At 38.3% G+C, this 16512-nt stretch carries 13 protein-coding genes and 1 tRNA gene; 5 read left to right on the plus strand and 9 right to left on the minus strand.

The features are described 5' to 3' along the window. Positions 1–182 precede the first annotated feature (182 nt). Both ACHWSC_RS07865 and ACHWSC_RS07870 read right to left on the minus strand, forming a co-directional pair. Complete coding sequence (locus ACHWSC_RS07865) at positions 183–527, minus strand: hypothetical protein (protein ID WP_394676384.1); 345 nt, start codon at positions 525–527, stop codon at positions 183–185. Positions 528–727: 200 nt separating this feature from the next. After that, entirely contained in the window at positions 728–1318 is a 591-nt protein-coding gene (locus ACHWSC_RS07870; protein WP_394676385.1) for a TIGR00730 family Rossman fold protein, read from the minus strand. A gap of 285 nt (positions 1319–1603) precedes the next feature. On the opposite strand from ACHWSC_RS07870, the gene ACHWSC_RS07875 reads away from it, so the two are divergent. Then, positions 1604–3967 (plus strand): beta-L-arabinofuranosidase domain-containing protein, encoded by a 2364-nt coding sequence (locus tag ACHWSC_RS07875; protein WP_394676386.1) that lies wholly within the window; start codon positions 1604–1606, stop codon positions 3965–3967. A 103-nt stretch (positions 3968–4070) separates the two neighbouring features. On the opposite strand, the gene ACHWSC_RS07880 is transcribed toward ACHWSC_RS07875, so the two are convergent. Beyond that, positions 4071–6056: a glycoside hydrolase family 97 catalytic domain-containing protein gene (locus ACHWSC_RS07880; protein ID WP_394676387.1), complete on the minus strand. Its 1986-nt coding sequence runs from the start codon at positions 6054–6056 to the stop codon at positions 4071–4073. Positions 6057–6325: 269 nt separating this feature from the next. On the opposite strand from ACHWSC_RS07880, the gene ACHWSC_RS07885 reads away from it, so the two are divergent. Beyond that, entirely contained in the window at positions 6326–6994 is a 669-nt protein-coding gene (locus tag ACHWSC_RS07885) for a DinB family protein (RefSeq protein WP_201665170.1), read from the plus strand. Positions 6995–6998: 4 nt separating this feature from the next. Then, entirely contained in the window at positions 6999–7451 is a 453-nt protein-coding gene (locus ACHWSC_RS07890) for an SRPBCC domain-containing protein (RefSeq protein ID WP_394676388.1), read from the plus strand. Between the two features lie 171 nt (positions 7452–7622). Here ACHWSC_RS07890 and ACHWSC_RS07895 read toward each other — a convergent pair whose 3' ends face one another. Then, positions 7623–8648, minus strand: coding sequence for a hypothetical protein (locus ACHWSC_RS07895; RefSeq protein WP_394676389.1), 1026 nt, complete (start codon positions 8646–8648; stop codon positions 7623–7625). 219 nt (positions 8649–8867) lie between these two features. Then, the gene (locus ACHWSC_RS07900) at positions 8868–9182 is read right to left on the minus strand and encodes a hypothetical protein (RefSeq protein WP_333888405.1); all 315 of its coding nucleotides are present in this window, start codon (positions 9180–9182) and stop codon (positions 8868–8870) included. Between the two features lie 1007 nt (positions 9183–10189). Here ACHWSC_RS07900 and ACHWSC_RS07905 point away from each other — a divergent pair. Further along, positions 10190–10768 (plus strand): hypothetical protein, encoded by a 579-nt coding sequence (locus ACHWSC_RS07905; protein WP_394676390.1) that lies wholly within the window; start codon positions 10190–10192, stop codon positions 10766–10768. 59 nt (positions 10769–10827) lie between these two features. Then, positions 10828–11115: a hypothetical protein gene (locus tag ACHWSC_RS07910; RefSeq protein WP_394676391.1), complete on the plus strand. Its 288-nt coding sequence runs from the start codon at positions 10828–10830 to the stop codon at positions 11113–11115. 745 nt (positions 11116–11860) lie between these two features. Here the strand turns inward: ACHWSC_RS07910 and ACHWSC_RS07915 are convergent. The 4 genes from ACHWSC_RS07915 to ACHWSC_RS07930 form a co-directional block, all read right to left on the minus strand. After that, a tRNA-Leu gene (locus ACHWSC_RS07915) sits at positions 11861–11944 on the minus strand. 74 nt (positions 11945–12018) lie between these two features. Beyond that, a complete protein-coding gene (locus tag ACHWSC_RS07920) occupies positions 12019–12897 on the minus strand; it encodes an exopolyphosphatase (RefSeq protein WP_120334907.1) in 879 nt (292 codons plus the stop codon). 371 nt (positions 12898–13268) lie between these two features. Beyond that, the gene (locus tag ACHWSC_RS07925; RefSeq protein WP_394676392.1) at positions 13269–13811 is read right to left on the minus strand and encodes a hypothetical protein; all 543 of its coding nucleotides are present in this window, start codon (positions 13809–13811) and stop codon (positions 13269–13271) included. Positions 13812–13886: 75 nt separating this feature from the next. After that, positions 13887–16463: a phosphoenolpyruvate carboxylase gene (locus tag ACHWSC_RS07930; protein WP_394676393.1), complete on the minus strand. Its 2577-nt coding sequence runs from the start codon at positions 16461–16463 to the stop codon at positions 13887–13889. Positions 16464–16512 lie beyond the last annotated feature (49 nt).

Genomic DNA, 16512 nt, shown 5'->3' on the forward strand with positions numbered 1-16512 from the left:
AAGAATATCTCCTGTCCACGCTTAAATTAGGGGAATCCCAAAGCCGGTTAAAATATAGGGGATTCCCCCGAATCGAAGATCAGCGCTGTATTTATGCTGATCAAACAACTCTAACATCTAGCCATAATAAAGGTACCACCTCTAGTTCGATTGATTGTTGTTCATTTCTTCTAAAATGTTGTTCAAAAATTAACCATTGAAAAAAAATGATACTTAGGCCCTTTTCCCAGTGGACGCATATCAACACCATTACGCTGCGCGCTGATATAGCCTCCACGGGAATAGATATCTGGAGATATACCATTATGCCGTTTCTCCCGAAATGTACCACTGCTGTTTCGGGTAGCACTTTCATTGAGGTTGAGTACCACTTGATCCCTAAAAATCTCGCTGTTCACCACTTGAATATGCTGTGGTATATTTAACAATGAGGCTTCTAGCCGCAATGCTTCCGACAGTTGTTTCGGATTATATCTTTTGTAATACTTCGAACTAATTTCGACTTCGTCAATTCTGAACGATTTCATGGTATCCTGAGATACTGTTTGAGCAATAAGCCCAAACGGAGAAACGATAAAAATACAGGTTAAAAACCCCCGAGATTGTAACATATGGAGGAATAAGAAATTCTGTTACAAATCTCTAAATCGAAATTAAAAAGCGATAAGAATGCTATTAGTCATAAATTAAGAGCGGGATTAAGATGACATAAGAATTTATTGAAGTCCTAAATTTCATCCTTCTCAATCCATTTTGGAACCAGTGGTGCTTCATACTCTTGCATCTTCTCGATCAGCTCTTCAATCGTATCAGCGACCAATAACATTGCTCTATTTTCCTGCTTAAGAAGCCCTTCTTCGACCATGTGATCAATAAATTGAATTAGATGATTATAAAATCCATTGATGTTTAATAAACCAACTGGCTTTTTATGTAAACCTAATTGAGCCCATGTAATCATTTCAAAAAGTTCTTCCAATGTACCAAAACCGCCCGGAAGAGCAACAACCCCTTCGGCATAATCGCTCATAATTCGTTTACGATCATGCATGGTATCTACAGTAATCAGTTTTGTTACACCCCTATGCTCTCTTTCTTTCGAATTCAAAAAATCGGGAATCACACCTATTACTTCACCTCCGTGCGCAAGAGCTCCATTCGCAACAGCCCCCATTAGGCCGACCCTTCCGCCGCCATAAACCAAACGGATACCGTATTCTGCCAAAACCTTTCCCACATAGGAGGCTTGCTCTTCATACACGGCCGAATTCCCTAAACTGGAAGCACAAAAAATAACAATACTATTAATTTTATTCATATACAAGTATAGCTAAAAATAAACGGATCAACTCTTTTTTATTGCGATCTTATCAGCAGGCCAGGATTTTACCTCCCTAAACACAAAATAAACAAAATGCTAACTATCAGATAAATACAACTTAAAACTATTCATCCTTTTTCTTTTGCATAGATAAATGTAAAAAAAACACTTAAAATAAATAACACATTTAATATCTTTGATTTACCGGTCTTTTTTATACATAACGGCTAACCAGACAAGCTCATCAGATCTTGTTAATAACAAATGATAATTTCAGTCCATATGATCTTCAAAAACAAATTTTTGCACAGTGCTCTCTTAAGCTTATTTTGTCTGGCGCTATCTGCTCAAACAACTCCTCAATTAAATTATTTCGATTTAAGAGAGGTAAGGTTGTTACCTGGAGTTTTTAAACAGGCTGAAGACCTGGATATCACTTATTTATTGGAAATGGATCCGGACCGATTGTTGGCTCCATTTTTACGCGAAGCCAATTTACCGCTTAAAAAAGACTCTTATACCAATTGGGAAAATACAGGACTAGATGGCCATATCGGAGGTCATTATCTATCTGCGCTGGCTCATATGTATGCCGCTACAGGAGATCTTCGCATCAAGGAACGCCTGGATTACATGCTGGTCAACTTGAAACGTTGTCAGGAAGCAAATGGAAACGGATACATTGGCGGGGTGCCTGGGGGTAAAATTAGTTGGACAGAGATTCAACAAGGCCAGATCAACGCCGGTAGCTTTAACTTGAATGGAAAATGGGTACCGCTATATAATATACACAAAACCTATGCTGGCCTACGAGACGCCTACTTGTTGACAGGCAATGAATCTGCGAAAGACATGCTTATTCAGATGACTGATTGGGCGCTTAAGTTGGTTAGTCAACTTTCCGAAGCTCAAATACAGGAGATGTTACGAAGTGAACACGGTGGACTGAACGAAACCTTTGCTGATGTCGCTGCAATTACCCAAAACCCAACTTATCTCGAGCTGGCTCGTAAATTCAGTCATCAATCCATACTTGAGCCCTTATTAGCGCATCAAGATCATTTAACAGGATTGCACGCAAATACACAAATTCCAAAAGTTCTCGGTTTTAAACGCATCGCCGACCTTTCCCACAACGAAAAATGGGCTGAGGCTGTTCGGTACTTTTGGGACAATGTCGTTGAGCAACGCTCGATTGCTATTGGTGGAAATAGTGTGAGTGAGCATTTTAACCCTACGGACGATTTTTCAAAGATGTTACATAGCATTGAGGGACCTGAAACCTGCAATACGTACAATATGTTACGGCTCACAAAAATGCTCTACCAAACTGATCCGCAAGGAAAATACCTCGATTTTTATGAACGTGCTCTTTACAACCACATCTTATCGACACAACATCCCGAACATGGTGGATTAGTTTATTTCACACAAATCCGTCCGGGGCATTATCGCGTTTATTCACAAACACAGACAAGTATGTGGTGCTGCGTTGGATCAGGGATGGAAAACCACGCCAAATATGGTGAAATGATCTATGCACAACGCAACAATGACTTATTCGTCAATTTGTTTATTCCTTCACGCTTGGACTGGAAAGAGAAAAACATGGAAGTTATTCAAGAAACGAACTTTCCGACAGAAGCCAATACAAGCATCCGAATCAACCCAAAAAAACCGACTTCATTCAGCTTGTTTATTCGTAAACCCAACTGGCTGACAGCAGCTCCGCATGTGTTGATCAATGGAAAGCGTTACCACAATTTCAGTTCAACGAATGAGCATATCCAAATCAAACGTACATGGCGAAAGGGGGATATTGTCAGTCTTGAATTGCCTATGGGGATACATACTGAGCAGTTGCCTGATAAAAGCAATTATTATAGTATTTTATATGGACCTCTTGTTTTGGGTGCCCGTAATGGACAGGAAGATCTTTTGGGACTTCAGGCCGATGACAGCCGAATGGGGCACATTGCATCGGGAAAACAAATCCCTTTACGTGATCTCCCAATTCTTAAAGCTGAGCCGAACAATATTCCGACACTTGTAAAACCAATAGCATCAAAGCCCTTACACTTTACGCTCTCAGATCTCTATTTGGGAAAAAAAGGTATTCAAATGGAACTAGAACCCTTTTTCGGTATTCATGATTCCCGTTATATGATCTATTGGCCTCAAGCAACAGAAAAGGAACTACAGGCGTTACAGGAGAAAATGAACAGTGATGAAATAGAAAGCTTGGCGCTAGCTGCCAAAACTGTCGATAAGGTCGTCGTTGGAGAGCAACAACCGGAATCAGATCACTTTTTTCGCGAGCAAAATAGCAATGCTGGGGCATTCGGCGATACACGCTGGCGCGATACAAAAGACTGGTTTAGTTATGTGATGAAAGTAACGCCCGAGACCCAACTGATAGCCATCAAATTGCTGGCAGACAACTCATCAAGGGTAACGGAGGTTATGGTCGATGGTAAAACCATCAGCACACTGGAAGACAAGGATGAGAAGTCAACCATTAAAACAATACGTATACAGCTTCCCAATGATGGTACAGGGAAAACCAATATAGAACTAAAAATTAAGGCCGGGGCAGGATCTACAAGTCACAAGATCCTAGAAATCCGGACTCTTCGCCCTGACTAGTGGAAGCTTTGAGAAAGTTTACACTAGTCAGGAGTGATTCACTTAGTCTTGATTAACTGAGTTAATCAAGAACGATTCAGTTCGTCAGAAGAGCTATGTTGTTTTATTTTCCAATTAAAACAACTGCGCCATCCGGTTGTAATGTCAATTTGATGGTTTTTGTTTTGGAAAGTCGAATTTGTTTCTGTTTTGATTCCCGGGCGATGTTATCGTCGATTAGCTGTACCGCATCCGTACTTAACATGGCCAAATTCACCGATACAGCCTTTTCTTTGCCCTCGGCATTTATACCCGCTATATACCATGTATCACTCTTTCTCCGGGCAAGTATGACATATTTACCTGGATAACCATCAATAAAAATTGTTTCATCCCAGGTTGTAGGTACCTGTTTCATAAAATCAATCACATGGGCTGGCATTTCCTGTAAATTATTGGGTGTCAATCCAAAATTTTGCACTGGAGTCTGAAATAAAATCGCGGTTGCCAATTGAAATGTTTCTGTCGTTTTGCGAATAGTACCACCGTTATTCTCACGGTTATGACGTTTGTTCAGCAAAACCGGACCAAAATCCATTGCCGCCACGGCATTGCGAATAAATGGATGTAAAGTCGCATTAAAGGCCTCCGTATCATTTGCATGTTGTGTGAAAATCAAGTTTTCGGAGGCCAATACAGCTTCGCTACCCACGAAATTCGGATACATACGCTCCCAACCCCGCGGTAAAGTACATCCATGAAATATTACTGTTAATCCATAATCATTTGCATCCGAAAGAATATCTTCGTAAAGCTTAAGTGTTTCCTGTTTATCACCTCCAAAAAAATCAACTTTGATTCCTTTAATGCCCACACGCTGCATCCATTGCATCTCGGCTTTACGTGCGATCGAAGTATTCATTTTATTTTTTGGTGTTTGCGGTGCGTCGTTCCAGAATCCGTTCGAATTATACCACAGGCAAATACCTACGCCCCGCTCCTTTCCATAAGCCACCAATTGTTCAATTTTTTCGTGGCCGATCTTTGTATCCCACCAATTGTCGATCAATACAAATTCATAACCCATTGAAGCTGACAGATCAATAAACTTCTTTTGGTCTTCAAAATTAATACTACCATCCTGCCATTCCAGCCAACTCCACGTTGCCCGTCCGAATTCGTATTTCTTCGACGCCGGATACTGCGGCTCAACAACATCAAAAGGAATGGTCGTCTCCACAATGGGTTTTAGATTGCTCCCGATAGTCAGTGTGCGCCAAGGCGTATAACCGGGTAATGAAATTGTAGGAGCTGCACGTCCAATGCCATTGTTCTCCCCTTCCTCCGGGAAAGTAATTTTATAAAGACCATCCTTGGTGCCTTCGCTTAACTTGGATGCACAATAAGCACTTGATACACCCGTTTCCGAAACAAGTACCCATCCACGATCCCCAACATGAAAGAGTGCAGGAAAAGTATATCCAACACCATACTTCGAAGGTACCCCTAAGGCCTGATCTGCCTGATATTCTTCTTCATAACTTGGCTTTGTTTTCATCCAACCTATCATCGGGGACGCTTGGGCTGTTAAAAATGTTGTTGTAATGAGTGGAAATTTAAAGCCACTCTCCTCCTTTATTAATGCAAAATTGGCCGGCTCGCCTACCTGAGGCACATAATATCGGAAGGCTATATTGTTGTTGCTAACACGGAAAGTAACCTCAAACTGTTGCTTTGAAGCATTCTCCAACAAATAACGCAATTCATTCGCTTTATACGCTACCTGACTGCGTTTGATTTTTGACTCGTTATAATTGGTCGAAATTTCAGCTCTTTTTTCTGCTATTGGATGCAAATTATCACTTAAATTTATCGTCTTGCTTTGGAGCCCAAGCGGAGAAGCTTCCAGCATCGTTTTCCCTTCCAGTTCAACCTCATAAAATAGATTGCCATTTTTCAGATCCAACTTAACGGTCAAAGTTCCATCAGGACTAGATACCGATGTCTGCTGTGCTACAGCAATTGTGCCCAATAAAGACACGATACATACCAAAACATAAGGTTTTAATGGTAAACGTCTAAAATAGCGCGTATAATTGTGATTTAACATAGATTAACTCAAATAGTAGGTTAGTTATTCTGTTAAAGATAAGGTTTTATTTTAATAAATGTATAAAAAACACTTATTACACAATACGACACTTATCCAGCAATTGATGCCACTATCTAAGGAATTATTACCTTCTGATTAGAGAACAGGTCTCCCCACCTTTTCTTGCCTTATGGAAAGATATAGAAAACAAAAATGTGTTATAATTGTAAAGAAGTAGTGACATTTATTTTTACGATTTTAATACGTATCAAACTATGAATCTAATTATGAACATGATAGCAATTGCAAGTATAGCAACTGCTTCCTTAGCTCCATTATCAGCTAAATCACGATTATTGCTCGAGCAAAAGAACCAAAACATTGCGCTGATATTAAAAAAACAGAGCATAAAACGTAATTATGTGGGAACCGACTCGCTATTACAATACTTTAACCAAACAACTGCGGAACTTGAAAAGCAGGTTGCAGGTTTAAGCGAAGCGCAGCTCCAATTTAAACCAGCGCCTGACAAATGGTCTATCAGTCAATGCCTTGAACATATTATTCGTTCAGAACGAATGATATTTGACATGGCAAAAAAAGGCCTGGATCAAGATCCACAACCTGAAAGGCGGAAAGAGATCAAGATGACCGACGACAATCTCAAGAATGCACTCACAGACAGGAGTCACAAATATCAGGCACCCAAGGAACTCCAACCAGAGGGCATTTATAAAAATGTGAAAACGGCACTCGCTGATTTCAATGCCGCGCGTCAGCCAGTACTTGATTATATCAAAAAAGCTGATGCAGAAGATCTTAGAAATCATGTCAGCGACTCCCCAACCGGTCCAATTGATGGTTACCAAGCCCTGATGTTTATTGCTGCACATTGTGCACGTCATACCAAACAGATCGCTGAAATAAAAGCAGATCCCAATTTTCCAAAACAATAGAAAGATGAAGAAATTGACCTATCAAATTAAGATTGATGCTCCTGTGTCACGGGTTTTTAAAACAATGCTCGATAAAGAAACGTACAAACAATGGACCAGTGCGTTCAATCCGAGTTCTGATTTCGAAGGCGTTTGGGAAAAGGGACAAAGAATTCATTTTACCGGCGTCAATGAAAATGGTGAAAAAGGCGGAATGGTAGCAGAGATTGCTGAATATATTCCAAATTCATATGTGTCTATTCGCCACCTTGGCATCTTAGACAAGGGCCAAGAGATTTTATCCGGACCAACTGTTGAAGATTGGGCAGGAGCATTAGAAAACTATTCTTTTTCAGCCACCGAGGGACAAACATTATTGAAAGTGGATGTTGATACAAACGACGAATACATCGATTACTTTAATGAAGCTTGGCCAGCGGCGTTGCAGCTTTTAAAAGACTTGAGTGAAACTAAATAAGTTTAATTAGGCGCTTAATGATCAATCGCTCGCTAGACTGATCAAAAACACATATTGACTCAATAAAAAGGGGGATCTAAATCCCCTTTTTATGTTTTTGCTTTATGCATTTAAGCAAACCTAAGAAAGTCAACTTCTTTAAAATATGCCCTTTATATTTTTAGCATTAGTTTACTTTTCCTTTTTGACGTGAATATCAAAAATATTGTAATACTCTAACGTACTATAATCCTTGAGGCTCATGAAGTCATAAGTAAGTGGATAATTAAAGATGTTTTCCGTCTGGCTCACATAAAGGAGCATATCGCGGAGTGCTGTCCCAATAGCCTGGGCTCCTTTTGGATACTGAATAAAACTGTTCTTCCCGCCACCACGATAGTAGATCAGCAAATTACTGCAATCGAGGACTTTGATATCTATATCATCCAGTGCTTGCTTTTCCAATATTTTGTCTATCGCTGTATTGAGTTTTGCCCGTGTTGAATCAGTTTCTCCCATCAGAATCATATTGGTGCCATAAGTCACCGAAGAAAGCACATAGGGAGAGTAACCTGCTTGGGTTAATGCTGCGACTTCCGATGTTGGGTAAGCTTCATAATACTCCATATAATCAATATATATTGTAAGCTTATTGACATTACCTATCCGAAGTGTGCTATTGGGTTTACTGATCGTCGTTGAATCTGCATGTCTCACAAGGGATAAGGCCTTCTTTACATCCTTCGAATTACCAAGAAATCCCTGTATTTCGGCATAATCTTCAAAAGTACTGGAGGAGAAATTCATACTGCTTGCCTGTTTCGATTTTTCAAACTTATTGGCATAAGCAAGACCATTTTTATAACTGGGCACAAAGAAGCCCAAATCTATGGATGCGTCGTTATAAGACAAAAAATGGAATTTAACTTTTTTTGCTTTTGCTTCCAGGCTTTCTAGTCGCGGACCATCAAGGGTATCTTTGAGACTCCAAAGTCCCCCCAAGAACACCTTTTCATCAATATTTTCATCAGCGAAAAGCTTACTCATTTGTAACTGTACTTTTCGAATCTCATACTTATCTGGCGGAACAGTGGGTTTATTTTTGGTTGTATCCGTGGGAACCACTTCTGGGGGCTCTACCTTTGGCTCGATGGGATCTTTTGTACAACTTAGCCATACCAGTGAGCTAAGAAGAAGTAAAAAATTTCTAGTGTGCATATTGAAGTTCTTCGGTTTCAAATTCCGTTATCATTAAAAAAAGGGATCACTCGCACTTTTTTATCTGATAAATTAAATATAATAATCGAAGATAACATTTTTTTTCATCAGTCCAAAACAAAAAAGCGGGGTTTTCACCCCGCTTAGATTTAATCTTTTGTAACACCGTGAAAATGCAGAAGCCTCCCAGCTGGTTGAAATCAAGAGCGATCGACTGCATTAAACACCCCAAAAAGCTCTACACGCTTTGAAGAACGATCCACAACCACCACTCGTATAAGTGTCTGAAGTATGTGTACCAACCAATTGTGCCGTATCATAGTCATAAAAACTCAATACAAAAACACAATGCGTTAATTGGCCTTTGCTTTCTTTGACCTCTTCGGTGACTTTCACGAGGGTGTTCGTTTTAGGAAGGCGGTAAGTCGTCGTTTTAACATTGACATTTTCTTTCGGAGCCTTTTCTGTTGTCTTTGCAGAAGCCACTGTAGATAGCAGCGCAACCGCCATCAAACTCATCATTAATTTTTTCATTGTTTCTATTTTTTTGTTAAACCATAACATGCTTTTGAAGCAGGTCTTTATTTTATGGAAGTAAAAATAGAAACGCATTTAACTAATTTTACGGTGATTTATTATTTGCTATAACCCCTTCATTATTCGTGGTTGTTAGTCTATTATTCGCAATACGACTGTTTGTGCTGTATAGGTTAATCGTGTCCAGCAAGTCTTATTTTTATACATTGTATGTCTCTATCATTATTTGTATTTTTAGGGATCTGATTCAAAATAAACTACAGTTCAGCGGCCCAATTATTACAGCATCGGACAAATTCGTTAACAATGCCCAAATATACTAGCGCAAATGGGGTCAAAAATTGGAATAGCGAACCGTAAACATTGCTTTTTATAAGAAAATGGAAAATAATCGAGAAAGCAGAAAGCATTTACCTGTGGTGGTAATGGCGCTAACTGGTTTCCCGGAAAACCTATCTATACAAGATAAACCCACGAGCAAGCGACAACAATACTGGAAGTGGCAATTTTCAGCACATATATAGTGCCTTTTTTGTACATTTCTCTTTGCCATATATTCTTACGCGACAGTTGCGTAAGCAGTACTATAGCTGTGCTATATCCGTGCTTCACGAGTGCTTTATCTAAGCTGGAAAGGTATATCCTGAAAAAGACGATAAAGTTTAATATATTTTGCCAACGATTGCGTCCATTAGGAACTGAAAAAATTAACGTTATTTTCGTTCTACTTGTATTTTTATTGACGTTGTCGGATCTAGCTGCAATAACCATTCAAATAGACATAAGCTTGCTCAAGTACAATAATTTCTCCTATTTTTACCCTTAAACAGATCTGTATAATCAGCAACGTCAAAAAAGAAAAAATCGAACCGAAAAACTATTAAAAGTTGTTGCGTTTGATAAGGAAAAAGTAATCAGCAAGCCATGTAAGTATTATATCGAAAAATGACGAACTCTTTTTTAATAAGGCTTAACAATTATATCAATTTCTTACTATCAAAAAGATGAAAAAATACATCACATTTTTTGGTGCACTGATTATTACTTTTATAAATGTAGTTTTACTAGCATTTTGGCTTATAGATGTACAATACAAAATTGATGAAACCGCTTTGAATCAAAAGTATCAATTACCGCTTAACCTAAAAATTGATTATTGGGGAACTGATATTTCATTGAACGATTATGGTGTTGTATTAGTAGATAATAGCGATTTTTTGGTTCTTCATAAAAATAAAAGAATCGCTCCGGAACAAATTGTACTAGGGCAACTTGAAAGTATTTGTTTTAATCATAATAAGGTATGGGTAGTTTCGCGACAAGACAGGTTAAGGACAACAGTTGAAATAAAGGCGGACCATCAAGTAATTATTAATAACAATGTTGAGAAGATTTCCACGGATAATTGTATCAGCCTAAAAGATCCAGCATTGATCTCATGGTTAAAGCATAAAAATTCGACATTTATTGATCTTTCATCCTTAACCATAATTTTGTTGATTTCATTGTTCATAAACCTATATTTGATAAGATCGTTTCTGCACAATCTGAAAACACAAAGAGCTGATAGTTTCATTTGCTAGCGTACGCTCATCAGCACCAACAGAGATATCTCAGCTTAGAGGTGCTTATTTTTTATTTGATGGGGGAGTCTGGGTTAACTAGGCTTCCAATAAATTTGATAGGAACCTGGACAGATAATGAATTTTTGAAAGACGCTCCATCTAATGGACTAGGGTTACTAGGACTGGGTGGCAACCCCGAAGCGTCACAAAAAATGCAACTATTGGGCGTTTTTGGTTTGTCTAGAACTAATTTAATAAATTTGATCACTAAACCTCAAAATTGGAGGACAATAGAGCAAGCTGGATTAAATATTATTCGTTCACATAAAAATGCTATTGAAGAATACTATAATAAATTATTATGATTTTTTTATTTTATATTATTATTATCACGTTAATACTATATTCAAAAGGGAACATGCCAGTAAAGCAATCGAAAAAAGAGAGGTATAATACTTGGGTTATTGAACACGGTCATACTGTTTTTAAATATACAGTTAGACTACTGATAATTTATACTATTGTTTTAATTTTCATGAAGATCAATTTATAGCCCACAATAGATTTAAAGATTCTTTTAATATTTTTGAAGTTTTTTCTAAAATTAAAGAGTGCCAATTTGTATACTTTATCTGTTCTCTTGGTATAATTTTAACAAAATCGCTATCATATCTAAAAAGGTATTTCTTTTTTGAATTATAATGAGACATCTTAATGAAATGTCCCCAATATGATGGATATCCTTTATATATATTTACCTGTAAATAGATATCGTTCGCCTGATTTTTATCACCTAAATTCAGCTGAATTAAGGACTCCCTTTTTATTAAAGTATCCAGCAAAAAAGAAATAAGGAAAACAAAGAGAAAAAACAGAAAATACATTAGGGGATTGAAATCAATATTAATAGTTGTAACATTATTAACAAAGGATACAATTGTCGAGCCTCCTAATAACACTAACGTGAAGAGCAAAGAAATATTTTGAATAATTTTTATCCAAATAAACCAACAAGGCTTTATTATTATCAAATTTATCATATGCCTTGGATGTGAGATATATTTTTGTTCATAAAAAAAGGAGACTACTAACGACTAGTGTCTCCTTAAGTGCCCAGGAGCAGATTCGAACTGCCACGCCCATGCGAGCGCCACCCCCTCAAGATGGTGCGTCTACCAATTTCGCCACCTGGGCTCATATTCACCTTTGGTATCACAAAAATAAAGATTTTTCGCTCTTTTACAAGTCTAAAATTGCTTTTTAAAGCATTATTTCACTAAATTCCTATTGATCAAGGTTCTAATTACACCGTCGACAAGTCCAACCCTTGGAACAATGATTTGTTTTAGACGGCCATACTTCATAATCGTCAGGAAAATTTCACTCGCAGGTATGATAACATCCGCACGATCTTCGTTTAACCCCAATAAAATTATGCGCTCTTTTAAAGAAAAGGAAGATAAATGTTCATATACCGCTTTTAATTTGGCATAGGACAATGGTTTATCCAGCTTCTCATTGGAGAGGCGTGCAAGCTTATTAATATTACCACCGGTACCGATCCCAACAACTTGCTTATACATATGCGTATTGCTACGTACCCATTCCCTCAATTCATCCCAGGTTTCTGCCTTATCCTGATTGTCTAAAATACGAATCGTACCCAAGTTGAAAGACTTAGAATTAACCAAAACACCATTAGCGAATAACGATAATTCAGTACTACCGCCCCCCACATCAATGTACAGGTAAACTTTGTCCTTTTCCATCTTATTATCCCAATGGCTATTGTAAATAATCTCAGCCTCTTTTGCTCCTTCGATAATATCGATGTTTATACCATTTTTCTTGACCTCCGCAACAATGTCAGCCCCATTTCGTGCATCACGCATGGCCGACGTCGCACAGGCCATGTAATCCTCCACGTGATACACATCCATCAACTCCCGAAAAGCCTTCATCGTTTTGATCAAACTCTCGGCTTTCCTTGGTGAAATTTCCTGATGAATAAACGCGTCATCTCCCAAACGGAGTGGAACACGTAACAGTGTATTTTTCTTAAAATTATATTGGTCTTTCTGTCCTATAATGTCAGCTATCAAAAGACGGACTGCATTGGAGCCTATATCTATTGCGGCGTATCTCACTTTATATACGATTTCATTAAATTACGCTAAAATAAACACAGTTATTAAAAACTATGTTATACAAATGTTAAGTTATCATTAATTTAACAAATAACAAACGATTATCACAAGGAATTCTTGTGCACACAACAGCTGATATTGTCGTAAAACAACTAAAACTCCTGTTTTCTCAAAAATATGAACTCATTTCCTGACAAAATTATCTCACTGACAATCAACTAACTCAGGATACAGGTAGCGTAGCGTATCCTATCGAAATGCAGTACCTGATACAATTCCATATAGAAAATCCATTATTGCCAGCAAAAAACTCATAAAAAAAGGAATATTCATTTTAATGAATACTCCTTTCCTTCTATTTACCTTATTTCTTAGTGATGGTGTTCTTCAACTTTACCACCAGCTAATTTATAGATCTCTTCCACTTTTTTCAAAGACTCCTCCGAAAGGTGAATAACATCCTTGTTTGTATTGTGTTCTTCATGAGACAATCTTGTATTGATCTCACCTTGTTTTTCAACCACTAGTGCTAAAAATGCTTTATCGTTGAATGCCGCTGTACTGTCCGAACCAATTGAAGCTGGAAGTTGAAATGCAGGTACACCACGTTGCGCATCGCCAACATGCAATTCTTTTGCTAAATTGTCTAATTCTGGCAACACTGTTGCGTAAGCTTCTTTAATCTTTGCAGCTACATTTTTCACCTCTGCTGAGGTAGATTGTTTTGCAGCTACATCGGCAAGATTTACCAAGTAGTTTCCATTTTCGCCAACGAATTTAATCATTGCAAAGGCATCACCATCCGCTAAGGATGCATTAGAGTATTGACGCTGTCTATCTGCAGCTGTTTGACCACAAGATGCAAATAATGTACCCGCACAAGCCGCAACAATAAATAACTTATTAATCTTCATATCAATTTTGTTAACTATACAAAAGTAGATAAAATATATGTTCTCCGAAACCCTATCCGTGAAAAGAAAGAAAAATTACGCAACATTTCTTCCGGCATTCACCACGCCAAAGATTGTACGCGCTATTAACTTCGAATAATCTTCACGTTGTGCATCAGTCAGCTGATCCGAATTCAATGCACGAATCGCAAAATGCTGTATAACCAATAACGGTAATACAATTCCCTCGCGCGCTAAAATAGACTCGCGATCCACAGGATAGTTCTCCATCAATTTTGAGGTTCCGCTCAATTTTAACAAATATTCTTTTGTTATCTGGTACTCGGCATACAAAGTTTTCCAAAAATCACCATAAATAGGATCATCTTTCATGTATGCAGTAATATCAAAGTTTGACTTTGTCATCGACATCATACAGTTGTCGATCAATGTCTGGAAAAATCCCGATGAAACATATAATTGCTGTACGTCCTTCCAGAGGTTATTTTTTTCAGCCCATTGCAATGCTGTTCCGACACCATAAAATCCAGGAATATTTTGCTTCAGCTGGCTCCATGAAGTTACAAAACTAATCGCCCGCAAATCTTCCAGTCGCAATTCACGGCCTGAGTTGCGTTTTACAGGTCTACTTGAAATATTGATCGAGGATAACGCTTTCAATGGCGACATCGTCTCCAAATATGGTAAAAACAATTCATTCGTGCGTAGATCCATAAACTTGTGATGACTCAACTCAGCTAGCTTATCAATGATCTCCTGTTGATGCTTGGTTAAAGTATCGCCCACACGTTGTTTTAAATCTGAAATAATGCCGGCATGCAAAAGTTGCTCAATATTAAACCGCGCTGTATCTAAAGATCCGTACTGGCTACTGATTGTTTGTCCCTGAATTGTCAATTGAATATGATCGTTGGCAATCTCCTTACCCATAGATGCATAAAAACGTTGTGTTTTACCACCACCACGTGCTGGAGGTCCACCGCGGCCATCAAAAAACACCAAATCGACATCGTATTCGCGTGATATCGCCGTAAGTTCGATTTTTGCACGATAGATCGACCAGTTCGCCATCAGATATCCACCGTCTTTGGTACTATCTGAATAACCCAACATAATCGTCTGTTTGTTTCCTCTTCGTTTCAAATGTGCCTTGTACTCCTTATTACTGTACAAGGTTTTCATCACGTCCGCTGCTCTCGTCAAGTCATCAACGGTCTCAAACAAGGGCACAAAATCGATCGTTAAAGCATCCTTCTTCCATCCAGACCATAAAAATAATTGACGCAGTCCCAAAATATCACTTGCTTGCTGGCAATTACTGATGATAAAGCGTTGTGCAGCTCGCTCAGAACCGGAACGTTGAATCTCCTTTAACAATTTTATCACGCCCGAAGTATCTTTCGTTAACGGATCCGCATCCTCTCCCACCGTTAAGTCAAGTTCTTTGAATCTTATTGCTTTTTGCTTCTCATTTTCACTAAGCTCCAGATAATCCAATGGCATTCCAGTCTTTTCCTGGTTGTGCTGAATCAGATAATTGGTAGCCTCACGTAATATGCGGCTGTCTTGTCTGATATCCAATGTGGTAAAGAAACAACCAAAAGTCATCACTTTACGAAGTAGATCATCAACGATCTCTACAAAAAGCCCGTTGTGATATTCCTCCAAAACATTTTTGATTGCTTTTAGATTCGTGATGATATTATCGGTTTCGTCTGCAGGATGTTCGACCGGATTAAAACTATTTTCGTAGAACAATGTCTGCAGATTTTCCATATACTCCTCCACACCTCTAAATGTGATGCGTCGTCTAACGATACGGAAATCTCTATAGTAACATCTAAACAAAATAGTACGTAGCAACGCGGCAACTTTCTTGGTGCTATCAACACTTACGTTAGGATTCCCGTCTCGGTCACCCCCCGGCCAAAAGCCAAGCTCAATCAATTGTTTTACCTCTTCGGTATCGACATCCAATTCATCATCAATGAACGACTGAATCTCCGATGCCACTTTATAAAACACGTTTTCCAAAAACCAAGCTAAGCTCGCAGCCTCATCAACTGGAGTCGGTTTATTTTTATTGATGAAAGGCGTTTTCCCCAATTGCTGTAACAGCAGGTGAATACTATGAATATCGTTGGTCTTGATTGCATCGATCAGGTCGTTGATAATACCCAATACCGGTCCCGGATAAAATTGAGTAGGATGTGCAGTCAATACAAGACGTACAGAAAAATCCTTCAATTTTGACACAATCTTACGGCGCATATCTTCGCTACCTTCGGCGTTTTTAATTAATGCCCCTAAGACATTTTCATCATCGCCACGGCCCACCATCTGAAATGATGAATCTTCAATCGCATCAAATAAAACAACCTGACGCTCTATATATTGAACAAATCGAAATAACAAATCAATACGTTGCTCTTCCGAAGAAAATTCTTCATGCTGATCGAAGAAACTCTTTATGATCTCATCAGGAGTTAAATGCTGATCCACACCCTTTTCACATTGCTTTGCAAAAAATGGTAATAAAGTACCGGTATCTTTAACACGTTGAAATGGCAATGTTAAAAACAAACTTTTGAAAAGCTCAAAGCGTGTCAATACCTCGTCCTGAAAGACGGCTTCATTTTTACTTTGCTTCATATTTAAATCTTTGAAAGTGGTCAAGAGAGTTTAGGTGACTCTTGAAATT

The sequence above is a fragment of the uncultured Sphingobacterium sp. genome, assembly GCF_964277905.1.
GTDB classification, from domain to species: domain Bacteria; phylum Bacteroidota; class Bacteroidia; order Sphingobacteriales; family Sphingobacteriaceae; genus Sphingobacterium; species Sphingobacterium siyangense.